The organism is Buttiauxella sp. JUb87, from assembly GCF_004361975.1.
Classification (GTDB): Bacteria; Pseudomonadota; Gammaproteobacteria; order Enterobacterales; family Enterobacteriaceae; genus Buttiauxella; species Buttiauxella ferragutiae.
This window is the reverse complement of the sequence record NZ_SNVY01000001.1, coordinates 665,166-691,450: the sequence shown is the minus strand read 5'-3', so window position 1 is coordinate 691,450 and position 26,285 is coordinate 665,166. Positions and strand designations below refer to the sequence as shown.

General features: G+C 49.3%; 25 protein-coding genes and 1 pseudogene. 16 read left to right on the top strand and 10 right to left on the bottom strand.

Annotated features, from left to right (window positions below; translation table 11 throughout):
• Positions 1-32: 32 nt before the first annotated feature.
• The gene (locus EC843_RS03120; RefSeq protein WP_121813626.1) at positions 33-377 is read right to left on the bottom strand and encodes a RidA family protein; all 345 of its coding nucleotides are present in this window, start codon (positions 375-377) and stop codon (positions 33-35) included.
• Between the two features lie 121 nt (positions 378-498).
• Here EC843_RS03120 and EC843_RS03115 point away from each other — a divergent pair, with 121 nt between their 5' ends.
• From EC843_RS03115 to rnd, 5 genes are all read left to right on the top strand, one after another.
• Positions 499-2,409: an ATP-dependent DNA helicase gene (locus EC843_RS03115; RefSeq protein ID WP_133521582.1), complete on the top strand. Its 1,911-nt coding sequence runs from the start codon at positions 499-501 to the stop codon at positions 2,407-2,409.
• A 70-nt stretch (positions 2,410-2,479) separates the two neighbouring features.
• A complete protein-coding gene (gene tsaB / locus EC843_RS03110) occupies positions 2,480-3,175 on the top strand; it encodes a tRNA (adenosine(37)-N6)-threonylcarbamoyltransferase complex dimerization subunit type 1 TsaB (RefSeq protein WP_064546107.1) in 696 nt (231 codons plus the stop codon).
• Between the two features lie 46 nt (positions 3,176-3,221).
• Complete coding sequence (locus EC843_RS03105) at positions 3,222-3,824, top strand: Slp family lipoprotein (protein WP_064546109.1); 603 nt, start codon at positions 3,222-3,224, stop codon at positions 3,822-3,824.
• Between the two features lie 204 nt (positions 3,825-4,028).
• Positions 4,029-5,714 carry a long-chain-fatty-acid--CoA ligase FadD gene (gene fadD, locus EC843_RS03100; RefSeq protein ID WP_133521581.1) on the top strand — a complete coding sequence of 562 codons (1,686 nt, stop codon included), beginning with the start codon at positions 4,029-4,031 and terminating at the stop codon, positions 5,712-5,714.
• Positions 5,715-5,796: 82 nt separating this feature from the next.
• On the top strand, positions 5,797-6,906 hold the full coding sequence (rnd, locus tag EC843_RS03095; protein ID WP_133522052.1) for a ribonuclease D: 1,110 nt from the start codon (positions 5,797-5,799) through the stop codon (positions 6,904-6,906).
• A gap of 162 nt (positions 6,907-7,068) precedes the next feature.
• Here the strand turns inward: rnd and minE are convergent, their stop codons facing one another.
• Genes minE through minC form a run of 3 tightly spaced genes read right to left on the bottom strand, consistent with a single transcriptional unit; the run spans position 7,069 to position 8,895 of the window.
• Positions 7,069-7,347 carry a cell division topological specificity factor MinE gene (gene minE, locus EC843_RS03090; protein ID WP_064546115.1) on the bottom strand — a complete coding sequence of 93 codons (279 nt, stop codon included), beginning with the start codon at positions 7,345-7,347 and terminating at the stop codon, positions 7,069-7,071.
• Positions 7,348-7,350: 3 nt separating this feature from the next.
• A complete protein-coding gene (gene minD / locus EC843_RS03085; protein WP_034495914.1) occupies positions 7,351-8,163 on the bottom strand; it encodes a septum site-determining protein MinD in 813 nt (270 codons plus the stop codon).
• A gap of 24 nt (positions 8,164-8,187) precedes the next feature.
• Positions 8,188-8,895: a septum site-determining protein MinC gene (gene minC, locus EC843_RS03080; RefSeq protein ID WP_064546117.1), complete on the bottom strand. Its 708-nt coding sequence runs from the start codon at positions 8,893-8,895 to the stop codon at positions 8,188-8,190.
• Between the two features lie 126 nt (positions 8,896-9,021).
• On the opposite strand from minC, the gene EC843_RS03075 reads away from it, so the two are divergent.
• From EC843_RS03075 to EC843_RS03045, 7 genes and pseudogenes are all read left to right on the top strand, one after another.
• Complete coding sequence (locus EC843_RS03075) at positions 9,022-9,297, top strand: YcgL domain-containing protein (protein ID WP_064546121.1); 276 nt, start codon at positions 9,022-9,024, stop codon at positions 9,295-9,297.
• Between the two features lie 200 nt (positions 9,298-9,497).
• On the top strand, positions 9,498-10,565 hold the full coding sequence (locus EC843_RS03070; RefSeq protein WP_064546123.1) for a lytic murein transglycosylase: 1,068 nt from the start codon (positions 9,498-9,500) through the stop codon (positions 10,563-10,565).
• Between the two features lie 54 nt (positions 10,566-10,619).
• Positions 10,620-11,279, top strand: coding sequence for a fumarylacetoacetate hydrolase family protein (locus EC843_RS03065; RefSeq protein ID WP_121813622.1), 660 nt, complete (start codon positions 10,620-10,622; stop codon positions 11,277-11,279).
• 87 nt (positions 11,280-11,366) lie between these two features.
• On the top strand, positions 11,367-11,813 hold the full coding sequence (locus tag EC843_RS03060; RefSeq protein WP_064546127.1) for a YcgN family cysteine cluster protein: 447 nt from the start codon (positions 11,367-11,369) through the stop codon (positions 11,811-11,813).
• Positions 11,814-12,110: 297 nt separating this feature from the next.
• Entirely contained in the window at positions 12,111-13,634 is a 1,524-nt protein-coding gene (locus EC843_RS03055) for a sensor domain-containing diguanylate cyclase (RefSeq protein ID WP_133521580.1), read from the top strand.
• Between the two features lie 144 nt (positions 13,635-13,778).
• A pseudogene (locus tag EC843_RS24725) lies at positions 13,779-13,898 on the top strand (cold-shock protein); the annotation flags it as partial.
• 128 nt (positions 13,899-14,026) lie between these two features.
• A complete protein-coding gene (locus EC843_RS03045) occupies positions 14,027-14,263 on the top strand; it encodes a DUF333 domain-containing protein (protein ID WP_121813621.1) in 237 nt (78 codons plus the stop codon).
• Between the two features lie 48 nt (positions 14,264-14,311).
• Here EC843_RS03045 and dsbB read toward each other — a convergent pair whose 3' ends face one another.
• Entirely contained in the window at positions 14,312-14,842 is a 531-nt protein-coding gene (gene dsbB, locus EC843_RS03040; protein WP_064546132.1) for a disulfide bond formation protein DsbB, read from the bottom strand.
• Between the two features lie 143 nt (positions 14,843-14,985).
• Entirely contained in the window at positions 14,986-16,551 is a 1,566-nt protein-coding gene (nhaB, locus tag EC843_RS03035; protein ID WP_121813620.1) for a Na(+)/H(+) antiporter NhaB, read from the bottom strand.
• A gap of 296 nt (positions 16,552-16,847) precedes the next feature.
• Between nhaB and fadR the strand changes: the two genes are divergently transcribed.
• On the top strand, positions 16,848-17,567 hold the full coding sequence (fadR, locus tag EC843_RS03030; RefSeq protein ID WP_064546136.1) for a fatty acid metabolism transcriptional regulator FadR: 720 nt from the start codon (positions 16,848-16,850) through the stop codon (positions 17,565-17,567).
• 80 nt (positions 17,568-17,647) lie between these two features.
• Here the strand turns inward: fadR and EC843_RS03025 are convergent, their stop codons facing one another.
• Positions 17,648-19,183 (bottom strand): SpoVR family protein, encoded by a 1,536-nt coding sequence (locus EC843_RS03025; RefSeq protein WP_064546553.1) that lies wholly within the window; start codon positions 19,181-19,183, stop codon positions 17,648-17,650.
• 325 nt (positions 19,184-19,508) lie between these two features.
• Between EC843_RS03025 and EC843_RS03020 the strand changes: the two genes are divergently transcribed.
• Together EC843_RS03020 and dadX are read left to right on the top strand one after the other, a co-directional pair.
• Entirely contained in the window at positions 19,509-20,807 is a 1,299-nt protein-coding gene (locus tag EC843_RS03020) for a D-amino acid dehydrogenase (RefSeq protein WP_064546139.1), read from the top strand.
• Positions 20,808-20,826: 19 nt separating this feature from the next.
• Positions 20,827-21,900, top strand: coding sequence for a catabolic alanine racemase DadX (dadX, locus tag EC843_RS03015; protein WP_064546141.1), 1,074 nt, complete (start codon positions 20,827-20,829; stop codon positions 21,898-21,900).
• 84 nt (positions 21,901-21,984) lie between these two features.
• On the opposite strand, the gene EC843_RS03010 is transcribed toward dadX, so the two are convergent.
• Together EC843_RS03010 and ldcA are read right to left on the bottom strand one after the other, a co-directional pair.
• Positions 21,985-23,715 (bottom strand): potassium/proton antiporter, encoded by a 1,731-nt coding sequence (locus tag EC843_RS03010; RefSeq protein ID WP_133521579.1) that lies wholly within the window; start codon positions 23,713-23,715, stop codon positions 21,985-21,987.
• A gap of 88 nt (positions 23,716-23,803) precedes the next feature.
• Positions 23,804-24,724 carry a muramoyltetrapeptide carboxypeptidase gene (gene ldcA, locus EC843_RS03005; protein ID WP_121813617.1) on the bottom strand — a complete coding sequence of 307 codons (921 nt, stop codon included), beginning with the start codon at positions 24,722-24,724 and terminating at the stop codon, positions 23,804-23,806.
• A gap of 113 nt (positions 24,725-24,837) precedes the next feature.
• Between ldcA and emtA the strand changes: the two genes are divergently transcribed.
• On the top strand, positions 24,838-25,446 hold the full coding sequence (emtA, locus tag EC843_RS03000) for a membrane-bound lytic murein transglycosylase EmtA (RefSeq protein WP_064546147.1): 609 nt from the start codon (positions 24,838-24,840) through the stop codon (positions 25,444-25,446).
• A gap of 17 nt (positions 25,447-25,463) precedes the next feature.
• On the opposite strand, the gene EC843_RS02995 is transcribed toward emtA, so the two are convergent.
• Positions 25,464-26,195: a flagellar brake protein gene (locus EC843_RS02995; RefSeq protein WP_064546555.1), complete on the bottom strand. Its 732-nt coding sequence runs from the start codon at positions 26,193-26,195 to the stop codon at positions 25,464-25,466.
• Positions 26,196-26,285: the final 90 nt, after the last annotated feature.

Sequence of the window (26,285 nt, the reverse complement as noted above, 5' to 3'; positions counted from 1 at the left end):
GATAAGTAAAGCGGGCTACAGCCCGCTTAGTGTCACACTGCCGCGATAATCTTAATTTCTACTTTGTAGCGCGGGTTCATCAATTTTGCCTGCACGGTACAACGCACCGGCGCATGACCCGCAACAACCCATTCATCCCAGGCTTTATTCATCGCGGCAAAGTCGGCACTTTCCGGCAGGAAAATGGTGGCATCGAGGATCTTACTCTTATCGCTGCCTTGTTCTTCAAGCACAGTATCAATTTGCGCAAGCGTGTTGGCGGTCTGCTGGTAAGCATCCGCATCAAGGTTTTCTGGCACACCGGTGTAATACAACGTGTTGTTATGAATGACCGCATCCGACCAACGCGCTTCCGGTTTTATACGCACAATACTCATCACTGTTTCCTTTTCAGCTTGTTCATACTGTGGCACAGCCTGCCACAATCTACAGAAGGCTTCCACTGGCTTAACACCGCTCAGGCTGACATAATCACTGTCAATAAACCCAGGGGGTAATGTGACAGACGATTTTGCAGCAGACGGCCAACTCGCTACGGCGATAACGGGTTTTAAACCGCGTGAACCACAACGCCAGATGGCGCAAGCCGTGGCTGAGGCTATCGCTTCCGGGCGTGAGCTGGTGGTGGAGGCGGGTACCGGTACGGGTAAAACCTACGCTTATCTGGCTCCGGCTCTGCGTTCAGGCAAAAAAGTCATTATCTCTACGGGATCAAAAGCCTTACAGGATCAGCTCTTCTCACGCGATTTACCAACAGTGGCGCGGGCGCTGGATTTCAAAGGGCGGCTGGCGCTGTTAAAAGGGCGTTCGAACTATTTATGCCTTGAGCGTTTAGAACAGCAAGCGCTGGCGGGCGGCGATCTGCAAGTCCAGACGCTAAGTGACATCGTCAAATTACGGGGTTGGGCGATTGAAACGGTGGACGGGGATATCAGCACTTGCGCCAGTGTTGCCGAGGACTCTGCCGTCTGGCCGATGGTGACCAGCACCAACGATAACTGCCTGGGGCAAGATTGCCCGCTTTACAAAGATTGTTTTGTGGTGAAAGCGCGTAAAAAAGCCATGGATTCAGACGTTGTGGTGGTTAACCATCACCTCTTTTTGGCCGATATGGTGGTCAAAGAGGGCGGTTTTGGCGAGCTGATTCCGGAAGCAGAAGTGATGATTTTCGATGAAGCCCACCAAATCCCCGACATCGCCAGCCAGTATTTTGGGCAATCGGTCTCCAGCCGCCAGTTACTCGACATAGCCAAAGATATCTCCATCGCTTATCGCACTGAAGTGCGTGACGCCCAGCAATTACAAAAAAGTTCGGACCGTCTGGCGCAAAGCACGCAAGATTTTCGCCTGCAAATGGGTGACCCAGGTTACCGCGGCAATTTGCGAGAATTACTGGCCGAACCGTCGGTACAACGTGCGTTATTGTTGCTCGATGATGCGCTTGAGCTGTGTTACGACGTATCCAAACTTTCCCTTGGGCGCTCTGCATTGTTGGACGCGGCTTTCGAACGCATCGTGATTTTACGTGGGCGAATCAAACGCCTCAAAGAGGTCGATACCCCGGGTTACAGCTACTGGTATGAATGTAACGCGCGCAACTTCACGCTGGCGCTAACACCGCTTTCCGTCGCCGATAAATTCCAGGAAGTGATCAGCCAAAAAGCAGGTACCTGGATTTTTACTTCGGCAACGCTTTCAGTAAACGACCAGCTTAGCCATTTTACCGAACGTCTGGGTATCGCCAATGCGCAGACCTTGTTATTAGCCAGCCCGTTTGACTATGCCAGCCAGGCGTTGTTGTGTGTGCCGCGTGGTTTACCAACGCCTAACCAACCGGCAGCAGGCAAACATCTGGCAAAAATGCTCAAGCCGCTTATCGAAGCTAACAATGGTCGTTGCTTCATGTTGTGTACCTCCCATTCGATGATGCGCGATTTAGCCGAGCAATTCCGCGCCACTATGACATTACCGGTGTTGTTGCAGGGTGAAACCAGCAAAGGCCAGTTGTTGCAGCAGTTCGTTGACGCAGGTAACGCATTGTTGGTCGCGACCAGTAGTTTTTGGGAAGGTGTGGATGTGCGTGGTGATGCGCTGTCACTGGTGATTATCGACAAACTGCCGTTTACCTCGCCGGATGACCCTTTGCTGAAAGCACGCATGGAAGATTGCCGCCTGCGTGGGGGCGACCCGTTCGAAGACGTGCAACTCCCCGACGCCGTTATTACCTTAAAACAAGGCGTTGGACGCTTAATCCGTGATGTTGATGACCGTGGTGTGCTGGTGATTTGTGATAATCGCCTGGTGATGCGCCCTTATGGTGCTGTATTCCTCAACAGCCTGCCGCCCACACCGCGCACACGGGATATTAATCGGGCAGTTGAATTCCTTAACCACCGCTCGGCGCAGTAATTTGTGCCAGGCTATGGTATGATGCGCGCCGATTTTTGACCTTATTTTCCTGCCAGAGGTTGGCAATACCATGCGAATTTTAGCCATCGATACCGCGACAGAAGCATGTTCGGTTGCCCTGTATAATGAAGGGGCGACCCTTGCCCATTTCGAGCTCTGCCCACGCGAACACACCCAACGTATCCTGCCGCTGGTGCGAGACATCCTCAATGAAGGGGGTGTTGGTCTGACCGCATTGAATGCGCTTGCTTATGGCCGTGGCCCAGGTAGTTTTACCGGCGTGCGTATCGGTATTGGTATTGCGCAAGGGCTGGCGCTGGGGGCTGAATTGCCGATGATTGGCATTTCGACTCTGGCCACCATGGCGCAGGGTGCCTGGCGTATGACCGGAGCGACCCGTGTATTGGCAGCTATCGACGCGCGCATGGGTGAAGTGTATTGGGCTGAATACCAGCGTGATGAACTGGGTGTCTGGCACGGTGAAGAAACTGAAGCTGTGTTAAAACCAGAAGCGGTTGCTGAACGGTTGAAGCATCTTCAGGGCGAATGGGCGACAGTAGGCACGGGCTGGCAAGCCTGGCCAGATATGGCGCAAAGCAGTGAACTGCAGATCCGTGATGGTGAAGTCACACTTCCTGCAGCAGAAGATATGTTGCCTTTGGCAATTCAGGCATTAAATGATGGTTGTACGGTGGCGGTAGAACATGCCGAGCCGGTTTATCTGCGTAATGAAGTGACATGGAAGAAGCTTCCAGGCAGAGAATAATTCCCAACGTTTTTGGGAAGCCGAAACTGCGTCAAGGAGAAAGGTTATGGCTGGTTTGAATCTCAGAATTGTTAGCCGATTACTGGCAGTTGCTGCCGTAGTTATGCTGAGTGGTTGTGTCACCATCCCTGATGCGATTAAGGGCACCAGTGCCACGCCGCAACAAGATTTAGCGCGAGTGATGAATGCACCGCAACTCTACGTTGGGCAAGAAGCGCGTTTCGGTGGGCGAGTGGTGAACATCGATAACAAACAAGGCAGAACACGTCTGGAAATTGCCACCGTCAGCCTCGACGACGGAGCGCGCCCGCAATTGGGTGAGCCTTCCAGAGGGCGTATTTACGCTGACGTGAATGGCTTCCTCGACCCGGTCGATTTCCGTGGCCAGTTGGTCACCGTTGTGGGTCCCATCACTGGTGTGGTGGAAGGCAAAGTGGGCGAAACCGCTTACAAGTTTATGGTGATGCAGGTCAATGGCTATAAACGCTGGCGTGTTACACAACAAGTGGTCATGCCGCCACAGCCAATCGACCCGTGGTTCTGGGGCGGGCCGTACCCTTATCGTGGGCGTTACGGCTACGGCGGGATGTGGGGCGGCGGATGGTATAATCCAGGTCCGGCACAGGTTCAGACTATCGTAACTGAGTAACTCACTGTTTTAACAAGTTAAATAGGCAGCGGCATGTCCGCTGTCTATTTTTTTCTACAATCGATAAAAAATAATTAGTGATGTGCTTCGCAACCTTAAATCAGTCTAATTAATAAACTGGTACGCTGAGTTAATATTATGTTAACAGCGTGTTTATATATTGGGGTTGTGATGACGACGAATAATAAATTCAGAGGTGGATCCTTGAAGAAGGTTTGGCTTAACCGCTACCCAGCCGATGTTGCGGCTGAGATAAATCCTGACCGTTATCAGTCCCTGGTTGATATGTTTGAGCAAGCAACGGCACGCTATGCGGATCAGCCTGCGTTCGTGAATATGGGCGAAGTGATGACGTTCCGTAAGCTGGAAGAGCGAAGCCGTGCTTTTGCTGCGTATTTACAACAAGGTCTTGGCCTGCAAAAGGGCGACCGCGTTGCGTTAATGATGCCAAACCTGTTGCAGTATCCCGTCGCGTTGTTCGGTATTTTGCGTGCGGGCATGGTGGTGGTGAACGTCAACCCGTTGTACACCCCACGTGAGCTTGAACATCAGCTTAATGACAGCGGTGCCAGCGCCATTGTGATTGTTTCGAACTTTGCGCATACGCTAGAAAAAGTTGTCGATAAAACTCAGGTAAAACACGTTATTTTGACCCGTATGGGCGACCAGCTTTCTGCGGCAAAAGGGACGTTAGTCAACTTTGTGGTTAAGTACATCAAACGCCTGGTGCCGAAGTATCATCTTCCCGATGCCATTTCTTTCCGCAGTGCCCTGCAACACGGCTATCGTCTCCAGTATATTAAATCTGAAATTCTGAATGCCGACCTCGCGTTCTTGCAATATACCGGTGGCACGACAGGCGTTGCCAAAGGGGCGATGCTGACGCACCGCAATATGTTGGCGAATCTGGAACAAGTCAGAGCGGCTTACAGCCCATTGTTATTCGAACGCAAAGAGCTGGTGGTGACGGCCCTGCCGCTTTATCACATCTTTGCGCTCACCATGAACTGCCTGCTGTTTATTGAGCTTGGTGGGCAGAACCTGCTTATCACTAACCCGCGTGATATTCCGGGGCTGGTGAAAGAGTTGGCGAAATATCCATTTACCGCCATGACCGGTGTTAACACATTGTTCAATGCGCTGCTCAATAATAAAGAATTCCAGCAACTCGACTTTTCTAGCCTGCATCTTTCGGCTGGCGGCGGGATGCCAGTACAACACGCGGTGGCTGAACGCTGGGAGAAACTGACCGGCCGCTTCCTGCTTGAAGGTTATGGTTTGACGGAATGTGCACCGCTGGTCAGTGCTAATCCGCATGACATGGATTACCACAGTGGCAGTATCGGTTTACCGGTGCCTTCCACCGAAGTGAAACTGATTGATGACGAAGGCGAAGAAGTGCCTCCGGGCGAGCCCGGCGAGCTGTGTGTGAAAGGCCCGCAGGTGATGTTGGGTTACTGGCAGCGCCCGGATGCAACAGATGAGATTATGCATGACGGTTGGCTACGTACCGGTGATATTGCTGTGATGGACGAGGAGGGCTTTATGCGTATCGTCGATCGCAAGAAAGATATGATTCTGGTCTCCGGCTTTAATGTGTATCCAAACGAAATTGAAGACGTGGTTATGCAACATAGCGGCGTACTTGAAGTCGCGGCGGTTGGCGTTCCAAATGGCGCGTCCGGTGAAGCGGTAAAAATCTTCGTAGTGAAAAAAGATCCAGCTTTAACTGAAGAGGCATTGGTTGTTTTTTGTCGCCGCCACCTCACAGGTTATAAAGTACCTAAGCTTGTTGAGTTCCGTGAAGAACTACCAAAATCAAACGTTGGCAAAATATTACGACGAGAACTACGTGACGAATCGGTCAGTAAAGGCAACAATAACGCCTGAGCTCCGAGTCCGTCGCCCTAACGCCGGTAAACCGGCGTTTTTTATGGGCGCAAACCTAAGAGAACTGAATTTGACTTACCAAATGATTGTTACCGATGAAGCCCTTGCCACAGTGTGTGAGGCCGCTCGTCACTTTCCAGCGATAGCGCTGGATACCGAATTTGTTCGTACCCGTACTTACTACCCGCAACTGGGTTTGATCCAGCTATTTGACGGTGAAACAGCTTCGCTTATCGACCCGTTAACCATCACTGACTGGTCACCGTTTAAAGCGCTACTGCAAAATAAAGCAGTGATTAAATTCCTGCACGCGGGTAGCGAAGACCTGGAAGTATTCCTCAATGCGTATAGCATGCTGCCCGATCCGTTTATTGATACGCAGATCCTGGCAGCGTTTAGTGGACGCCCACTCTCGTGTGGTTTTGCCACCATCGTTGAGTCCTTCACGGGGATCGCCCTGGATAAAAGTGAATCACGTACCGACTGGCTTGCTCGCCCGCTGACCGAGCGTCAGTGTGACTATGCCGCCGCAGATGTCCTTTATTTGCTGCCCATTGCGCATAAATTGATGGAAGAGACACAAGCTGCAGGCTGGATGGAAGCGGCACTAGATGAGTGTAACTTGATGGCAGCGCGTCGTCAGGATGTGCTGGACCCGGAAGAAGCCTGGCGCGAAATTGGTAACGCATGGCAGTTGAGAACACGTCAATTGGCTTGTCTGAAGAAACTGGCCTCGTGGCGACTGCGCAAAGCGCGCGAGCGCGACATGGCTGTCAATTTTGTGGTGCGTGAAGAACATCTGTGGCAGGTCGCGCGTTACATGCCTGGTTCGTTGGGGGAACTGGAACATCTTGGCCTGAGCGGGAGTGAAATCCGTTTCCACGGCAAAGCACTGTTAGAGATGGTCGTTGAAGCTCAGGCACTATCTGATGATGAATTGCCAGAACCGTTAAGCAATCTGGTTGATATGCCGGGCTATCGCCGCGTATTTAAAGCGATTAAAGCGTTGGTACAGCAAGTGAGCGAGGATTGTGGTTTAAGCGTTGAATTGCTGGCTTCACGTCGACAAATTAACCAACTGTTGAACTGGCACTGGAAATTAAAATCACCATCAACACAACCGGAATTAATTAGTGGTTGGCGTGGGCGAGTGATGGGTGAAGCATTAAAAACGCTGTTGGCTGATTTTTAATATTTGTTGATAGTTACTGGGAATAATTACAGGGATGTGTTGAGTAATAATGGAATAAAACCATTAACTATTTAAGAATAGTCTGTATTAAAAAGTTGTCTGTGCGTAAAAATAAATAAGCCCCCGAGGATTAATTCTGAGGGCTTATTTTGAGCAGTTGCATCACGCAGATTTTGTTGTTGCTTCCTGTGCTTCTGGCAACGTGACATTAAGCTCCAGAACAGAAATATCGTCATCTTTTTGATCAAGAACGACGGTTAACATCTCTGGATCGATTTTGACGTATTTGCAAATCACTTCCAGAATATCGCGTTTTAGCTGCGGTAAATAATGCGGTTCACTATCACCACGGCGCCGTTCTGCAACGATAATTTGCAGACGTTCTTTTGCAATGTTGGCGGTGTTCTTTTTCCGTGAGAGAAAAAAGTCTAGTAATGCCATAACTTATCCTCCGAACAGGCGTTTGAGGAAGCCTTTCTTCTCTTCTTCAATGAAGCGGAAAGGGCGATCTTCGCCAAGCAGGCGCTCAACAGTATCTGCGTAAGCTTTACCAGCATCAGCCTCCTGGTCAAGAATGACCGGCTCACCCTGGTTTGACGCACGCAGAACAGATTGATCTTCCGGGATAACCCCGACCAGTGGAATGCGCAGGATTTCCAGCACATCTTCCATGCTTAGCATGTCGCCGCGATTAACACGGCCTGGGTTGTAGCGAGTAAGAAGCAGGTGTTCTTTAATCGGCGCTTCACCGTTTTCTGCACGGCGAGATTTAGAAGAAAGAATACCAAGAATTCGGTCAGAATCTCGTACTGATGAAACTTCAGGGTTAGTAGTAATAACCGCTTCATCAGCAAAATAGAGCGCCATTAATGCGCCAGTTTCGATACCTGCAGGGGAATCACAAACAATAAATTCGAAGTCCATATTTTTCAGGTCTTCAAGCACTTTCGCCACGCCTTCACGCGTGAGTGCGTCTTTGTCACGAGTCTGTGATGCCGGCAGAATATAGAGCTGCTCGGTGCGTTTATCTCTGATTAACGCCTGATTTAATGTGGCATCGCCCTGAATAACGTTGACGAAATCGTATACCACCCGACGCTCGCAGCCCATAATCAAATCCAGGTTACGCAGGCCAATATCAAAATCGATTACGACGGTTTTTCTTCCCTTCTGGGCCAAACCTGTAGCGATGGCCGCGCTGGACGTGGTCTTACCGACGCCCCCTTTACCCGATGTAACAACAATAATGCGTGCCATAAAGGAATTCCTTGTTAAAAGGGCTTAATTCAAAGGTTGAACGGAGAGAGCACCACTCGCCAGACTCAGGCGTGCTGCTTTCCCATAATAATCAGCTGGTATTTGTTCACTCAGCCAGTATTCACCCGCTATTGAGACCAGCTCAGCAGCAAGATTTGTACAGAATATTTGTGCATCACGATCGCCGCTGGCACCCGCCAGGGCACGGCCACGCATCATGCCGTAAACATGAATATTACCATCAGCTATAAGTTCTGCACCGGCACTGACGTGATTGGTGATAATCAAATCACAGTTTGGTGCATAAATGCGCTGACCGGAACGAACCGGGGTATCAATCAAACGTGTTTTTGTGATCGAGTTAACAACGGGTTCGACAGGGGCGGCAATCTCAACGGGCGCGGCCTTAGCACGTGAATTTTTTTCTTTCCCTTCCGTCAGAAGTGGCAAGCCCGCACGCTCAATTTCTTTTTTCAGCGCTTCGTCTTTACAGCCACTAATACCGACGACACGCAAACCGGAAGAAACCACTGCTTGCTGGACTTTTTTCCAGTTAACTGAACCATCGAGACTGGCAACATTCACCACCACCGGGGCATTTTTCAGAAAGGCTGGAGCCTGAGATACTTTTTCCTGGAGGGCCTGGAGAATCACCTCGGGTTGTGCGTCATGTAAATGAAGCACTGATAAGGTAAAACTGCTGCCTTTTAACTCGATTGGCGTGTTTGACATCCTGGCCTTACTCAATTCAGTTTTAATCCCCACTGCTGTGGGACGATATTCCGAAGTACATCTGGCATGTTATAGTCACAGGTATATTCAGGCAAGCCACCATCTGGCGAAAATAGAGTAAAAAAAATGTTTTGTGTGATCTACAGAAGTAGCAAGCGTGACCAGACATATCTATATGTCGAAAAAAAAGACGATTTCTCTCGGGTTCCTGAAGAATTGATGAAAGGTTTTGGTACACCCCAATTGGCGATGATATTGCCGCTTGATGGCAGTAAAAAACTGGCTAACGCTGATTTTGATAAAGTAAAGCAAGCACTCAAAGATCAGGGCTATTATTTACAATTGCCACCGCCCCCAGAAAGTTTGTTAAAAATGCACCTCGAAAGTAGTCCGAAAAAATAAGTTTCAGACTAGTGCCCAATTCTTCCTATACATATACTCTAAATACTACGAGTTGCAGGTAGGCGGCAAGGGAGCAAATCCCCTGGAGCTTACTTGAGTAAGTGACTGGGGTTTGTGAGTGCAGCCAACACCCCTGCAGCTTGAAGTATGACGGGTATAAAGGTAGATGATATTTAGAACAAATAACCGCGGGGAAAATAATGAATACTCCAGCAATTTGTTTAACGGTCATCGCCTTTATCCTGGGTGGTTTTAGCGTTTCATCCGCCGATGCGCAGACGCAATCTGTTGTAAACACACCGATTGCGCCGCAGCCTGAGGCTAAGCCCGCGCCGACCACGCTTGCAGAACAAGGGCGTAATCCCGCCGAATTCCCCGCTTTTGTTGAAACCCTTAAGACCCAGGCCCGAGCACAGGGTATCAGTGAACGCACCATCAACAGCGCTTTTGCCAACGTCCATTTTGTTGATCGGGTCATAAAATCTGACCAGAACCAGCTTGAAAAGAAAATCATGCTTGATGAATATCTGGCACGAGTGATCACGCCGAAAAAGATTGAAAAAGCGCGTGTGCAGTATCGCCAGCATCAAAGTGAATTAAACCAGGTCAGTGAGCGGACTGGCGTACAAAGCCAGTACATTGTGGCTCTATGGGCCATGGAAAGCTTGTTTGGTGAAATACAAGGGAAAGAGGACATCATTTCTGCACTGGCAACGCTCGCTTTTGAAGGGCGGCGTGAAGCCTTTTTTACCAAAGAGTTGATGGCATCGCTGAAAATCCTCGACCAGGGGCATATCCCGGTACAAGAGTTGAAAGGCTCGTGGGCAGGCGCGATGGGGCAAAACCAGTTTATGCCGACTTCCTATCTGCACTACGGTGCTGATGGCGATGGTGACGGGAAAATTGATATCTGGCAGAACACTAGCGATGTTTTTGCTTCCACGGCTAATTACCTGAAAAAAGAAGGTTGGCAAGCAGGTGGCTCATGGGGTAAAGAAATAACTTTACCCAAAGGTTTCAATAGTGCCCTTGCAGGTACTAAATCAAACCAGGGCAAAACCGTCACTCAGTGGCGAAAATTAGGTGTCATACAGAAAGACGGCACACCACTGCATCTGTCGAAGAAAAAAGCCTGGATTGTGACACCGGATGATAATCAGGGGCGCTCATTCCTGGTCTACAACAACTTCCGCACAATTATGCACTGGAACCGTTCTTACTACTTTGCGATAAGTATCGGCACAATGGCGGATGCGATTGTGCAGTAACCCAGACTCATCAGTTCTTATATACCCAATATACGCAACGAGGCAGAGGAAAGCATGTATCAGCATCATAACTGGCAGGGGGCGCTGCTGGATTTTCCGGTCAGCAAAGTAGTATGTGTAGGCAGTAACTACGCAAAACATATCAAAGAGATGGGCAGTGCGACGCCCGATGAGCCGGTGTTGTTCATTAAGCCCGAGAGTGCGCTGTGCGATATTCGTCAGCCGTTGGTTCTACCGCAGGATTTGGGTTCCGTTCACCATGAAGTGGAGCTGGCAATTCTGATCGGCTCAACGTTGAGAAAGGCGACGGAAGAGCATGTGACCAAAGCCATTGCAGGATATGGCGTAGCGCTTGATCTTACGTTGCGTGATTTACAAGGCAAACTTAAAAAAGCGGGCCAGCCGTGGGAAAAGTCCAAAGGGTTTGATAACTCTTGCCCGATTTCAGGTTTTGTTCTCGCCAGTGAATTTAGCGGCGATCCGCAAAACTCAGAGCTTGCGTTAAAGATCAACGGTGAAATCCGCCAGCAGGGCAGTACCTCCGATATGATCCATAAAATCGTGCCACTCATTGCCTATATGAGTCGGTTCTTCACCCTGCGTGCCGGAGATGTCATTCTCACCGGGACCCCGGAAGGTGTTGGGCCGCTCAACAGCGGTGATGAACTAGAAGTGAGCTTTGCTAACCGTAGTTTGACTACGCGTGTTCTATAATCAATTTGCCGCCTGTGGGCGGCAAAACTTGCATCTGCGGCTCAGACTGTTTATAAGGTGCGCTTGTTTTTATTACAGGACACCATCATGACAACAGCGCCGTTCTGGCAGTGCAAAACTCTTGACGAAATGAGTGATGCGGAGTGGGAATCTCTCTGCGATGGCTGCGGCCAGTGCTGTTTGCATAAATTGATGGATGAAGACACGGATGAAATCTATTTCACCAACGTTGCCTGCAAGCAGTTAAACATCAAAACTTGCCAGTGTAAAAACTATGCCCGTCGCTTTGACTACGAGCCAGATTGCATCAAGCTAACGCGTGACAATTTACCTACCTTCGAATGGCTTCCGCATACTTGCGCTTATCGTCTGTTAGCTGAAGGCAAAGACTTGCCGGCATGGCACCCGTTGTTGACTGGCTCAAAAGCGGCAATGCACGGCGAACGCATTTCTGTGCGTCATATCGCAGTGAAAGAATCCGAAGTGCGCGACTGGCAGGACCACATTTTAAACAAACCTGAGTGGGCTGATTGACCCGTACGGTTGAATAGCGCTATGGCAATGTGTCATAGCGCCAAATGACCTGTAGACCGTATTTTCACAATATCCAATTCTTTAAATTCTCGTCATATTAACTTTTATAATAATTCTCATTATTAACGTCACACATCACGTTTGTATTTTATTTGATAAATTATTGTAAAGTAAATTTCACTGTAATAAATAATGTATATTTCGATAATTTGTATATAATTGCCGCCCGTTTTAACAAAGTAGCACTATTTCTCAATTGAGAATGTGATTTTATTAGTGTTCATGGCGATTTAAGAAATGCAGAAAATATCGACAAACAAAGCCATAATGATCCACATGTCTGTCATGTTGATTCCTTTTATCTTCCTCTGCACTTGTGCACTTTTCTACATTAAGTACGAAAAAGAAAACGATTTTAGAGATACGATGAGAAGGTTTACCGATAACTCTGCAAAATCCTGCGTGGAACGTCCGGTGGACGAGATGAAACTATTATTGCTTTCGCTGTCAGATAATATGAAAGGGAATGCAATTGAAAAGTATTTGTCTTCAGAATACATCGATCTCAACATGGTTATCCCCTCAATTGTTGATTCGACAATGTTTTTTAGTTCTGCGTTGGTTTCTGATGTTTTTGAAAATTACAAAATTTACCCAGAAATTAGACTAAGTCCATTTGTTCCAAGTGCGAGGCCATGGTACCCCCACGCAGGAATAAAAGATGAAATAATTTTTTCAGACCCCTATGAAACATTGAAACTCGACAGGGCAAAAGATCAGTCCAAACTTTCTGTCTCCGTCAGTATGAATATATTCGACTCACATTCGGAACAGGTCGGAAACGTAGCGTTCGATCTTGATATGAAGAACATGAGCAGAATGCTTCAGGATGTCTCCATACCTTATGATGGCAGATTTGAGGTCGCATCGCGCAGCGGCGTTGTTGTCATGTATTCAAATACAGATATTGTGTTTAAAAGAAGCGTACCAAAGTCATGGTTAGATAAAACCACCGAAAGATATGGATCTTTTGTCGATGAAGAAACAGGGAAGGTTGTTTATTATCGTGCCTATAATAATCCTGGTTGGATAGCTTATACATCTGTAAACATATCAACCTATACCAATACCTTTGAATCTGAATACAAGTTGTTGGCTTTAGTTATTTTAATATCTTCTATTTTTTACTTTGTGGTTATTGCGCTGTTTAGAATCTATTTCAAACGCTTGATTAGCCTGTTATACATGAGTAGTAATGGACTGGAGGTTAATAGTCAGGTTGATAACTTTGAAAGTCTTTATGAAGGTATGGTGCAAAAACATAAGCATCTTAAAGAAGTTGAAACTCTTTCTGTAACCGATACTTTGACTCAAGCAGGTACGCGTCGTAAATTTGAGCAAGATGCCGCTGATTTACATAACAAGAATATCAGTTTCCACCTGGCCATCATCGACCTGGATAACTTCAAACAAATCAATGACACGTTTGGTCATCCCGTCGGTGACACGGTGCTTAAAAATGTCTGTCGTATTGGGGCAAGAATATTGGGGGACGATTATTCAATTTACCGCTTTGGCGGCGAAGAAATGGTGGTGATTTTCCCTGGTATCACTTTTAAGCAGTCTTACGAACTGATGGATGAGTGGCGAAATGAAGTTGCTCAACGAATCTGGCGCGAAGAATCACTTAAAGTGACGTTTAGCTGTGGAATGGTAGAAGCTGATTCTGCGTACGGTCTGGATAACATGCTGGAGCAGGCTGATAAGTTGCTTTATGAGGCTAAAAACAACGGCAAGAATCGTATCGTAGGCTTCATATAAGCTCTCTGTTGATTAGCCATTCCTGAGAGAATGGGGCGTTGTAGAAGCAATTGCTAAGGTTTGTCCGATTTGCAAAAATAAATCGTACAAACCTGTTTTTCCCTGATACAGTACCCTTTCAATAACAAGTAAAAGTAGGTTTTTATCCAATATTTAACATTTAAGTGTCCGTCATGTGGCGGTTCACAGTATCGCACTTCCCCCTACGATGTCCGAGAAACAAATCCCCATGGCGCTGTTTGTATCTTCTGTAAATCAGGGATGCACCTCCTTCATCAAGCGATGAGTGCGATTCATCAACATAGCGTGTCTGCTCGCTAAAAACGTCTGCCGCTGATTTTGCTTTCCCCAGTCCTGCACTGTTACCATTCGGCCTCCATAACGGAGGAATAATGAAAAAAATAACACTAGTGCTTGGGGCGATCATACTCAGTGGCTGTTCATCTCCAGAACCCACTGCACCCAAACCGCCTCAGGTTATCGGCATGCCGAACCCGGCGTCAGTTTACTGCAAAGACAAAGGCGGTGAATTAAGGACGGTGAAAACCGATTTGGGTGAGCGTGGTGATTGCTTATTGCCGAGCGGTGAACGTATGGACCAGTGGGAGCTTTATCGTCGCGACCACTAATAATAAAAAACCCGCCTCGGCGGGTTTTTGTTTTCTGGAGACCTGGACTTAACGACCGAATAGGTCACGACGTTTTGGTTTGAATGGCTGAGCAATCAACACCAGCACAGCAATCACCAGGAACACAGCAAAAATTCCTACCAGCCACTGCACCATATCCAGCGACAGGAATTCCCATTGACGCACGGAACAGTCCCCTGTCGCCACAAAAACCTGTGGTAACCATTTATCGAGTGGCAACCAGCCTGGGAAACGAGCGGCAAAGTCACAGGTTACAAACGGAGAAGGGTGAAGTTGCAGCATGGTATGTTCCCATGCTAACTGCAGACCTTTCCCGGCACTATAAATCCACAGTGCAATTCCGGCATAACGCAACGGTGATTTCGGCGCAATCGCACCAACAATTCCCGCACCCATTACACCAAACAGTGCACAGCGCTCATAAATACACATTACACAAGGTTTCAGCAACATGACGTGCTGGAACCACAATGCCACCATCTCCAGGGCGAAAGCCGTGAATGCCAAAAGAAGCCAGGCACCGCGCCCACGGGAGCATTGGTTCAAATATCGCAACATAATCAGTATCCCTGCAACATGCTTTTAGTCGGCAGTGTAAACGAATTCGGTTTCAGCACCAGTACGCACATCAAAATAACATGCTAATTGAATGTTTATCAGACAAAAAGGTAAACGGGCAGCAGGCTGCCCGTAAATTTAGCTTAGTGCGGTATGGCGTCTATAGCGGGGGAGGAAATCAAACCAGTTTGCATCATCCATTCCGTGGCTGGCAGTAGAGTAAATTCTACGCATAACAGGCCGACCACAGTTAGCACCAGCGTATATGGCAGAGCCATTAGCACCATGCGACCATAAGATAGGCGAATCAGTGGTGCCAGCGCCGAAGTGAGCAGGAATAAAAATGCTGCCTGGCCGTTCGGTGTCGCAACTGATGGTAAGTTAGTCCCAGTGTTAATGGCCACCGCGAGCAACTCAAACTGTTTAAGATCGATAATGCCGCTGGTTAGCGCGGCTTTCGCTTCGTTGATGTACACGGTGCCAACAAACACGTTATCGGAAATCGATGACAAAATACCGTTGAACAAATAGAACAGCGCCAGTTGCGATTGCGGTTCGGCTTGCAATACAAATTGAATCACCGGCGTAAACAAATGCTGGTCGATAATCACTGCGACCACCGCAAAAAACACCGTTAACAGGGCAGTGAAGGGCAGCGCTTCGGTGAAGGCTTTACCTATCTGGTGTTCATCAGTCACACCACAAAGTGCAGTGGCGAAGATAATCACCGATAAACCAATTAACCCGACTTCAGCCAGATGCAGTGCCAGCGCAATAACCAGCCAAACACCAATCAATGCCTGAACGATGAGCTTCATACGGTCCTGGCGCGTGCGCTTCTGCGCGCTCCTGGTATCGTAGTCTTGCAAAATCCCACGGACTTTTTCCGGCAGTTTTTCGCCGTAACCGAGGATTTTGGTGGACTCAAGCAGAACACAGGTGAGCAGTCCGCAGACGAAAACCGGTAGGGTAACGGGTGCCATACGCAGGAAGAAATCACCAAAATGCCAACCGGCATTTTTCGCAATGATCAGGTTTTGCGGTTCGCCCACCATCGTCATCACGCCACCCAGTGCCGTGCCGACACCTGCGTGCATCATCAGGCTGCGTAAGAAAGCGCGGAACTCTTCAAGCGTATTGCGATTCTCGGAATCAAGGCGCGAGTCATCCTGAAGATCCCCGTCAATGTCGCCAGCGGATGCCACACGGTGATAAATGTCGTAAAAACCCACTGCTACGCTGATGACCACCGCGACCACAGTAAGGGCATCGAGAAATGCTGACAAAAAAGCCGCAGCGAGACAAAATGCCAGCGAGAGTAAAATCTTCGAGCGGATACCCAACAGCAACTTGGTAAAGACCAAAAGCAGGAGTTGCTTCATGAAGTAGATGCCAGCCACCATAAAGATAAGCAACAGCAAGACTTCGATGTTGGCGGCGATTTCTGTGCGCACATGGTCTGCACTGGTCATGCCGATGAACACCGCTTCAAACGCCAACATACCGCCTGGCATTAACGGATAACATTTCAGCGCCATCGCGAGGGTAAAGATAAACTCTGCTACAAGTAACCAGCCTGCCAGAAATGGGCTAACAAACCAAAAAACTAAAGGGTTAATGACTAAAAAAGTCAATAAAGTCAGCTTGTACCAATTCGGAGACTGGCCTAAGAAGTTGCGAAACAGCGCACGCCCGGTAGACATTTCCATCGTTGAATTATCATGCTCCTGTGACCCGTCATGTCTCAGATACAGAGCGGATAGTTATCAGCCTGCGTTAAAAATGAAACATTTCGGATACATTATAAAATTGCGTTTTAATCGAGGTGTTTCAGGTTAACCGCGCACAAGATTTCAATCAAGGTATTGGAATATTATTTGGATGTGTGATTACGTGCAAAATTAAACCACGATTCCACATTTGGCGGCTGTCGCTGCTACCTGCGCCGCAAGGCATCTGGTATGATGAGTCTCTTTAGCAAAACCTGTGTAATGGAAAGCATACTATGGTCATTAAGGCGCAGAGCCCAGCGGGTTTCGCGGAAGAATACATCATTGAGAGTATCTGGAATAACCGCTTCGCTCCGGGGACAATTCTTCCCGCTGAACGTGAGTTATCCGAGCTAATTGGCGTCACTCGTACCACATTGCGCGAGGTGCTTCAGCGTCTGGCGCGTGATGGCTGGTTAACCATTCAGCATGGCAAGCCGACCAAAGTGAATAACTTCTGGGAAACCTCAGGTTTAAACATTCTGGAAACGCTGGCACGTCTCGATCACGACAGCGTGCCGCAGCTGATTGATAATCTGTTATCCGTTCGTACCAACATTGCGACGATCTTTATCCGCACCGCTGTTCGTCAGCATCCGGATAAAGCACAAGAAGTCCTGGCGACGGCGAATAGTGTTGAAGACCACGCTGATGCGTTTGCAAAGCTGGATTACAGCATTTTCCGTGGCCTGGCGTTCGCTTCTGGCAACCCGATTTACGGGCTAATCCTCAATGGAATGAAAGGATTATATACCCGTATCGGTCGTCACTATTTCTCAAGCCCTGAAGCGCGCAGCCTGGCATTAGGCTTCTACCACCGTCTGGCAGAAATTTGCCAACAAGGCCTGCACGACCAGGTATTTGATACCGTTCGTACCTATGGCCGTGAAAGTGGTGAAATCTGGCATCGGATGCAGAAAAATTTACCGGGCGATTTGGCGATGCACAGCCGTTAATCTGGCATTTTCATATCAACCCACTTAATACGAAAAACGCTTCCCGAAGGAAGCGTTTTTTTATGCCGGTGCAGTGACGGTTACAGGCTATTGAGCCGTGGAGGGCAACGTTCAAGCAACTCAACGCTACCATCTTCATTTTGCTGCTCGAGCGTCACATCAAAGCCCCACAGACGATGCACATGTTTGAGGACTTCACGACGCCCTTTATCCAGTGGCGCTCGGTTATGCGGGATATAACGCAGCGTGAGCGAACGGTCGCCGCGTAAATCAACGTTCCACACCTGAATATTTGGCTCAAGGTTGCTGAGATTGTACTGAGCGGACAGTTCAGCACGGATCTTCCGGTAGCCTTCTTCATTATGAATAGCGGCAATTTCCAGGTAATTATTGCGGTCATCATCAAGCACGGTAAACAAACGGAAATCGCGCATCAGTTTTGGTGACAGGAACTGGCTGATAAAACTTTCGTCCTTGAAATCACGCATCGCGAAATGCAGTGTTTCCAGCCAATCTTTACCGGCAATATCCGGGAACCAGTAGCGATCTTCTTCGGTCGGCGATTGGCAAATCCGTTTGATATCCTGGAACATTGCAAAACCGAGGGCATACGGGTTAATCCCGCTGTACCACGGGCTGTTGTACGGCGGCTGGAACACCACATTAGTGTGGCTGTGCAAAAACTCCAGCATAAAGCGGTCGGTCACTTTACCTTCATCATACAGATGATTAAGGATGGTGTAGTGCCAGAACGTCGCCCAGCCTTCATTCATCACTTGTGTTTGTTTCTGCGGATAAAAATACTGACTGACCTTACGCACGATACGCAAAATTTCACGCTGCCATGACTCCAGCAGCGGTGCATTCTTCTCCATAAAATAGAGCAGGTTTTCTTGCGGCTCAGAAGGGTAACGACGTGCTTCAGCAACCGTCTTTTCCTCTTCACGGCGTGGCAGGGTGCGCCAGAGCGTGTTGACCTGGCTTTGCAGGTACTCTTCACGGCTTTTCTGCCGGGCGGTTTCTTCCTGCAATGAAATCTTCTGCGGACGTTTATAGCGATCCACGCCGTAGTTCATCAGGGCATGGCAGGAGTCGAGCAAACGCTCTACTTCATCTACGCCATAACGCTCTTCACACTCGGTGATGTATTTACGGGCGAAAATCAGATAATCAATAATCGAGCTGGCATCCGTCCAGCTACGGAACAAGTAGTTGTTCTTGAAGAAAGAGTTGTGCCCATAACAGGCATGCGCGATAACCAGTGCCTGCATTGTGATGGTGTTTTCTTCCATCAAATAAGCGATACACGGGTTCGAGTTGATGACGATTTCATAGGCCAAACCCTGCTGCCCATGTTTATAAAGCCGCTCCGTTTCAATGAATTTTTTACCAAATGACCAGTGCGGGTAGTTAATCGGCATCCCGACACTTGAATAAGCATCCATCATTTGCTCGGAGGTAATCACTTCAATTTGGTGAGGATAAGTCTCCAGCCGATAGAGTTTAGCGACACGGTCAATCTCAGCGAGATAGACATCAAGCAGTTCGAACGTCCAGTCAGGTCCATCACTAAGACGTTTAGAATCCTTTGTGGCGGAATCAGTAACAATAGCCATCAGCGCGCCCTCATTGTTGGCGGCTCTCTCTGGATGGAAAGCCTCACCTTCAAGAATAGACAACTCCTGAAACTTAGCCGCTGCAAGCAAAATTTTTTCCTCACGATTTACTCATCTTAACACCCCGTATTTGACGAGAAATGCAGAATAATATTCTGCGTAAAATAGAATCATCGCAGGAGATTCTAATTATCGCCATCCTGCTGTATCAGCTAAGGATGTGAGGAAAGTCACTATAATAAAGCCATATGTTGAATAACATTTTCATCTGGGTTATCAATTTGTAATCAGAAGATTATTCTTTTAGCTAAATGGTGGAATGGATATGCGTGTTGTGGTGCTGGGAAGTGGTGTTGTTGGTGTCAGCAGTGCCTGGTATTTGCGTCAGGCTGGGCATGATGTCACGGTTATCGACAGGGAAGCGGGGCCTGCCATGGAAACCAGCGCGGCCAATGCCGGGCAAATATCACCGGGTTACGCCGCCCCCTGGGCGGCTCCTGGTGTGCCGCTTAAAGCTATTAAATGGATGTTCCAGCGCCACGCTCCACTGGCCATTAGCCTTGATGGCACGCAATTTCAGCTGAAGTGGATGCTGCAAATGCTGCGCAATTGCGACATGCGCCATTACATGGAAAACAAAGGCCGCATGGTGCGCCTGGCAGAGTACAGCCGCGATTGCCTGAAAGAACTGCGCCAGAGCACCAATATTCAATATGAAGGACGGCAGGGCGGTACGCTGCAACTGTTCCGCACCGCGCAGCAGTTTGAAAACGCGGCCAAAGACATTGCGGTTCTCGAAGATGCCGGTGTGCCGTACCAATTGCTGGAAGCCAGTCGTTTAGCCGAAGTAGAGCCTGCACTGGCTGATGTCGCCCATAAACTGACGGGTGGCCTGCGTCTTCCTAATGATGAAACTGGCGACTGCCAGTTGTTCACGCAAAATCTGGCCCGCATGGCCGCCGAAGCGGGCGTAGTGTTTCGTTTTAATACGCCAGTCGATCGTTTGCTGTATGAAGGCCAGAATATTTTTGGTGTGCAGTGCGGTAAAGAGGTGGTGAAAGCCGATGCGTATGTTGTCGCTTTCGGTTCGTATTCCACGGGCTTATTGAAAAATATCGTTGATATTCCAGTGTATCCGCTCAAAGGCTATTCCCTGACGATACCTATTGCCGATGAGCAAGGCGCTCCGGTTTCGACTATTCTCGATGAGACATACAAAATTGCTATCACGCGTTTCGACCAGCGTATTCGCGTCGGCGGGATGGCAGAAATTGTTGGATACAACACTGAATTACGGCAACCACGTCGTGAAACCCTGGAAATGGTCGTCCGCGATCTTTACCCGCGCGGTGGGCACGTTGAACAGGCGACATTCTGGACCGGTTTACGTCCGATGACGCCAGATGGCACACCGATTGTCGGGCGGACACCGTTCAAGAATTTGTGGCTCAACACGGGGCACGGAACGCTGGGTTGGACGATGGCCTGCGGCTCAGGTCAGATGTTAAGTGATTTAATTTCTGGAAGAACACCGGCGATTCCGTTTGATGATCTCGCGGTAGCGCGTTACTCCCCAGGCTTCAATCCGACAGGCTCACAGCGTCTGCATAACGCTCATAATTAATTTTAAACAAGGAGCGGACATGACCCGTCCTGTTCTTGCGACGCTGGATCTCAGCGCGCTGCGTAACAATTTAAAAGTTGTCCGCCGGGCAGCACCTCATTCACGCGTCTGGTCGGTCGTCAAAGCGAATGCTTATGGTCATGGTCTGGAGCGTATCTGGTCGTCATTAAATGAAACTGATGGCTTCGCGATGCTCAACATTGAAGAAGCTATTTTGCTGCGTGAACGCGGCTGGAAAGGGCCGATTTTGATGCTCGAAGGCTTTTTCCACGCCGATGAACTGCCGCTGTTTGACCAGTACCGTCTCACCACCAGTTTGCACAGCAACTGGCAGGTGAAGGCTCTGGCGAATGCCAAACTTAACGCACCACTCGATGTTTACCTGAAAATGAACAGTGGCATGAACCGACTCGGGTTCAGCGCTGATCGGGTGCATTCTATCTGGCAGCAATTACGGGTTATTGCCAACGTCGGCCAGTTAACGCTGATGGCACATTTTGCCGATGCGGAGCAGCCTGAAGGGATTGTTGAACCGATGAAGCGGGTAGAGCAGGCAGCCGAAGGTTTAGATTGCCCTCGCTCACTCGCGAATTCTGCGGCAACGCTGTGGCACCCTGAAGCGCATTTCGATTGGGTTCGTCCTGGTATTGTGCTGTATGGCGCATCGCCGAGCGGCCAATGGTGCGATGTCGCCACCAGCGGCTTGCAGCCGGTCATGAGTTTGCAAAGTGAAATTATTGGTATCCAGAATCTCAAACCGGGCGATGCCGTCGGTTACGGCAGCCGTTATCGCACTGATGCTGAACAGCGAATTGGTATCGTCGCTTGTGGTTATGCGGATGGTTACCCGCGTCATGCACCGACGGGTACGCCAGTGCGTGTCGACGGCGTGTTAACGCACACTGTCGGGGCGATATCCATGGATATGCTGGCTGTTGACCTCACACCATGCCCACAGGCTGGGATCGGCAGCCCGGTTGAGTTGTGGGGTAACGAGGTTAAAATTGATGATGTCGCTCATGCTGCAGGGACAGTAGGGTACGAACTGATGTGTGCACTGGCACCGCGAGTGCCTGTTGTGACACAACCTTAAAAGCTGACGGATGACGCTTACGCTTATCCGCCCTACAAAACGTGGATGCCGGATTAGCGCAAGCGATATCCGACACCCACTTTGTTACTCGGTTTCTTCGCTTTCGACTCTGACACCGATTTTAAGCACCTGGTTATCTTCTTTCTCGGCAACCGTCCAAATCATGCCAGCGAATTCTACCTGGTCACCGACGACCGGCGCTGCACCAAGCATGCCTACCACAAATTCACCCAACGTTTGCTGCGTGTTCACACTGTCATCCAGCTCAAGCCCATAAATGGTCGCGACATCGGCAAACTGGGCGCTGGCTTCGAGGATAAAGTCCCCAAAGAAGCGCTGATCAAGCGCCACAGGAGGTGACTGGCTAAACATTTTACCGAGTGCAGGCAGATCGCGCTCACGGCCAATAACACAGAGCACATCACCGACTTTCAACCGCGTGCGGTCGCCAGGATTCATCAGAACATTGTCACGAAACAGTGCCGCTATTCGCGTGTCTTTCGGCATTTTCAGGTCGCGCAGGGAGGCACCGATGCACCATTTATCTTCACTTAGCTGATACACGAACTGTTCCCATGGATTCTCCGGATGAATATCCAGACCGACACGGGAAACCGGCCAACCGACTGGCGGCACCACAACTTTGGCTTTTTTAGCCGCCCAACTCAGAGACGTGCCCTGTAACAACAGCGATACCAGCACCACGAAGAACGCCACATTGAAGAACAAACGAGCATTTTCGAGGCCCGCCATCATCGGGAATACCGCGAGGATAATTGGCACCGCACCGCGTAATCCTACCCAACTGATAAACACACGTTCACGCAGATTAAAGCCACGGAATGGCAGCAGACCGAGGAACACAGACAGCGGGCGGGCAAAGAAAATCATCCAGATGGAAAGCAGCAACGCCGGAATGGCAATCGGCAACAAATCAGTAGGGTTCACCAGCAATCCCAGCACCAGGAACATGCCGATTTGCGCAAACCACGCCAGCCCGTCAAAGTTTTGCAGAATACCAAAGCGGCTGCGAATCGGGCGGTTACCTAACAGGAAACCACAAAGATAGACCGCCAGAATCCCACTACCGTTCAGCGCCGTGGTGATGCCAAACACCATAATCCCGCCGCTCAACGCCAGCAACGGATACAAACCTTGTGGCAAAGTGATGCGGTTGATCATCTGCAACAATAGATAACCGCCGCCGAGGCCGAGCAAAATTCCCAGCCCAAACTGCTGAATAAGATGCACCACGAACATCCAGCTCAAGCCAGTTTGCCCCTGCTGAATCATCTCAATCAGCGTGATGGTCAGAAACACTGCCATCGGATCGTTACTGCCAGATTCAATCTCCAGTGTGGCGCCAACACGTTCGTTAAGCCCTTTGCCGCCAAGCAATGAAAACACCGCTGCCGCATCGGTTGAGCCGACGATAGCGCCAATCAGTAAGCCTTCGATTAAATTAAGATTGAACAGCCAGGCGGCCGCCATACCGGTTAAACCCGATGTTACCAATACGCCAACAGTGGCAAGCGAAAGCGCGGGGCCAAGGGCTACACGAAACGAACTGGCCTGGGTGCGCATTCCGCCATCAAGCAGGATCACCGCCAGTGCCAGGTTACTGACCAAATAAGCGAAAGGATAATTATCAAACGGAATGCCACCGATACCGTCGATCCCCGCTAACATGCCGATAGCGAGGAAAATAACCAGAATGGGGATACCAAGACGAGAGGAAAAAGAACTTAATAAGATGCTACAAGTTACCAATACGGAACCTAAAATAAACAGACTGACGATCGCCCCTGCGTCCAAAATTATCTTTCCCCTTTTGCCTGTGCCAAACGTGTACATATGTTAACACGGAAGGCATTGATTAATTGTGCTATCTGCAGGGCGAAAGTTACTTTTTTTGCCTCATAACGGGGTGACCACTGACGGTCAGGCTGGCAGTTTGCCCATCGTGATGCAGTTCACCCCAGGCACCCAGTGGCAGGGTAACTGTTTCGGGTTCATGGCCGAACGGTAAACCCCGCAGGACCGGTATCGATAAGCGTTGTTGCAACATTTGGCACATTTCGTCGAAATCATACCCGCCATCATAATCACTTAGCGTTGCACCATTAAAACTGCCCAGAATCAGCGCTTTTTGACGCGCTAGAATCCCTGCGTGATGAAGTTGCAGCAACAAGCGCTCCACGCGGAACGGGTGCTCGTTAATATCTTCAACCACTAAAATGCCGCCATCGATAACCTTGAGCCATGGCGAGCCAATCATCGACACCAGCATCGCCAGATTTCCCCCCCACAACGTACCGCTCGCGGTACAGGCTGGCGTAGGGCTTTGCCAGTCCACGGTAAATTTCGGTTCAGTAATTGCTTGCCAGAAATGCTGCCAGGTGAAGCTATTCAACTCTTCAGCGCCAAAGTTACCGGCAAGCATTGGCCCGCTGAAGGTAACCGTCCCGGTTTGGGAAAGGAGCGCTAACTGAATTGCGGTGAAATCGCTATGCCCGCAAATGATCGGTGTCCGTTCAGCAAAGGCATGTCCAAGGCTCGAATAGTCAATCTTTTCAAGCAGACGCGTTGCACCATAGCCGCCGCGTACCGCCAGCACGATATCGCATTCTGACGGCAGTGCAGATAAATCCTGAATATCGGCCAGTCGTTGTTCGTCTGTTCCGGCAAAACGCTGGAAGCGTCGCGTCACCACAGACTGGTTCTCAACCCGGTGACCTGCGGCTTTCAAACGTTCGATGCCGCGGGCAGCAGCAGCCTGATTAACACAGAATCCAGAGGGGGCAATTAAACGAATCGTCGACATGGCATTTCCTTGCGTAAAGTGAATTGGTTATCATGCCGCTTGAAACGGTGGTTGTCACCCGTCGACAACGACGAATCGCGGTAACTACGGCTTAGTAATATAAGGATAGATGCGTGAATATAAGATGGCTGATTGTATTGGTTCTGGTATTAGCGGGTTGTTCGAGCCACACAACCAAACAACCCGAGTGGGATCCAACAAAACCGGTACAACGCGCATTAACATGGATGCCAATTACCGAACAAGCGGCAAAAGAGTGGGGCGTAAGTCCACGCGTGGTGACAGCCATTATTGCTGTGGAGTCCGGCGGTAACCCTGCGCTGGTCAGTAAATCCAATGCTGTGGGTCTGATGCAGATTAAAGCCTCAACAGCTGGCAAAGATGTTTATCGCCATCTGGGGTGGGGCGGGCAGCCGTCAACCAGTGAGCTGAAAGACCCGGCTCGTAACATCTCAATTGGTACTGCGTATTTGAGCATTCTCGAACACGGCATTCTGGCCGGTATTGAGGACCCGGAAACGATGCAATATGCGTTACTGGCCTCGTATGCTAACGGTGCGGGGGCATTGCTCAGGACGTTCTCCTCAGATCGCAAAAAGGCCATTGATGAGATCAATGACCTAAGCCCAGACGAGTTTTACCAGTACATCGCGAAGAACCACCCGGCACCACAGGCACCACGGTATTTGTATAAGGTCTCTAAAGCGTTAAACGCGATGTAACTGTCCGATGAGTTTTGCTATTTCACCCGGCCTGCTTTCTCGCGGGCCGACCGTTCCAGCGAGAAAATAATACGCTGCAATTCGCGCTGCACGGCGGGGTTAACGTTAAGAAAGCGGAAACTCAGGCGCGGGGTGCTGACAGTCTGGTTCTTACTGTCGATCACTTTCCGTTCAGATAAGGTGATCAACTGCATATCAAAATGGAATTTCCCCCACTGTACTAAATCGAGTTCCACCTGAGAAAAACGCATCCCATCTTTCAGCCCTTCCGGCAGTGGGCCATCAACCAATGCACCCATTCCACCTAATGACAAATCACACAGCCTGAACCGGAAGGGAGAACCATCGGGTAGCGTTGTGTTGCACAAATAATACGGCTGCAAGGGGGCTGAAATTCGGAAGTACTCGCGGCGTTGAACAAACCATAAAGCCGGTGGAATAGGGGCGTGGAATGCCGGTAAGTTCAGGTAATTTATCGCCGTGATTTTCGGCAAGATAAATTCAACCTTCGCCCCTTCGGTTTCGGCGGTGAATTGAATGTTTGCTGCTTTCTGCGCGCCCTGGTTTTCCTGCGCCTGGCTACCAAAATCCACAATCAAACCTGCCGCAGTGACCTCAAGAATCTTGCTGATGAATTGCCCGGATTGCCAGCTCAGACGAATCGGTACCTGCTTTTTATGGAGATCACGTAACACGCCTAATACTGCCAGAGGACTTTGTTTCAGAAACTGCTCGTTATAGTTACTCAAGGCCAGGTCCATGTTGTGTTTTGAAAGCTGTAAGAAACTATATCGGCACAAAAGTGAAAAACTTAAGATAAATCTCGGTTTTTTATCTTC

What these genes read in the sequence shown, in the direction of transcription:
- EC843_RS03120 (WP_121813626.1), bottom strand. Translation starts at nt 377, where the DNA reads ATGAGTATTGTGCGTATAAAACCGGAAGCGCGTTGGTCGGATGCGGTC.
- tsaB (WP_064546107.1), top strand. Translation starts at nt 2,480, where the DNA reads ATGCGAATTTTAGCCATCGATACCGCGACAGAAGCATGTTCGGTTGCC.
- EC843_RS03105 (WP_064546109.1), top strand. Translation starts at nt 3,222, where the DNA reads ATGGCTGGTTTGAATCTCAGAATTGTTAGCCGATTACTGGCAGTTGCT.
- rnd (WP_133522052.1), top strand. Translation starts at nt 5,797, where the DNA reads ATGATTGTTACCGATGAAGCCCTTGCCACAGTGTGTGAGGCCGCTCGT.
- minE (WP_064546115.1), bottom strand. Translation starts at nt 7,347, where the DNA reads ATGGCATTACTAGACTTTTTTCTCTCACGGAAAAAGAACACCGCCAAC.
- minD (WP_034495914.1), bottom strand. Translation starts at nt 8,163, where the DNA reads ATGGCACGCATTATTGTTGTTACATCGGGTAAAGGGGGCGTCGGTAAG.
- minC (WP_064546117.1), bottom strand. Translation starts at nt 8,895, where the DNA reads ATGTCAAACACGCCAATCGAGTTAAAAGGCAGCAGTTTTACCTTATCA.
- EC843_RS03075 (WP_064546121.1), top strand. Translation starts at nt 9,022, where the DNA reads ATGTTTTGTGTGATCTACAGAAGTAGCAAGCGTGACCAGACATATCTA.
- EC843_RS03070 (WP_064546123.1), top strand. Translation starts at nt 9,498, where the DNA reads ATGAATACTCCAGCAATTTGTTTAACGGTCATCGCCTTTATCCTGGGT.
- EC843_RS03065 (WP_121813622.1), top strand. Translation starts at nt 10,620, where the DNA reads ATGTATCAGCATCATAACTGGCAGGGGGCGCTGCTGGATTTTCCGGTC.
- EC843_RS03060 (WP_064546127.1), top strand. Translation starts at nt 11,367, where the DNA reads ATGACAACAGCGCCGTTCTGGCAGTGCAAAACTCTTGACGAAATGAGT.
- EC843_RS03055 (WP_133521580.1), top strand. Translation starts at nt 12,111, where the DNA reads ATGCAGAAAATATCGACAAACAAAGCCATAATGATCCACATGTCTGTC.
- EC843_RS03045 (WP_121813621.1), top strand. Translation starts at nt 14,027, where the DNA reads ATGAAAAAAATAACACTAGTGCTTGGGGCGATCATACTCAGTGGCTGT.
- dsbB (WP_064546132.1), bottom strand. Translation starts at nt 14,842, where the DNA reads ATGTTGCGATATTTGAACCAATGCTCCCGTGGGCGCGGTGCCTGGCTT.
- nhaB (WP_121813620.1), bottom strand. Translation starts at nt 16,551, where the DNA reads ATGGAAATGTCTACCGGGCGTGCGCTGTTTCGCAACTTCTTAGGCCAG.
- fadR (WP_064546136.1), top strand. Translation starts at nt 16,848, where the DNA reads ATGGTCATTAAGGCGCAGAGCCCAGCGGGTTTCGCGGAAGAATACATC.
- EC843_RS03025 (WP_064546553.1), bottom strand. Translation starts at nt 19,183, where the DNA reads ATGGCTATTGTTACTGATTCCGCCACAAAGGATTCTAAACGTCTTAGT.
- EC843_RS03020 (WP_064546139.1), top strand. Translation starts at nt 19,509, where the DNA reads ATGCGTGTTGTGGTGCTGGGAAGTGGTGTTGTTGGTGTCAGCAGTGCC.
- dadX (WP_064546141.1), top strand. Translation starts at nt 20,827, where the DNA reads ATGACCCGTCCTGTTCTTGCGACGCTGGATCTCAGCGCGCTGCGTAAC.
- ldcA (WP_121813617.1), bottom strand. Translation starts at nt 24,724, where the DNA reads ATGTCGACGATTCGTTTAATTGCCCCCTCTGGATTCTGTGTTAATCAG.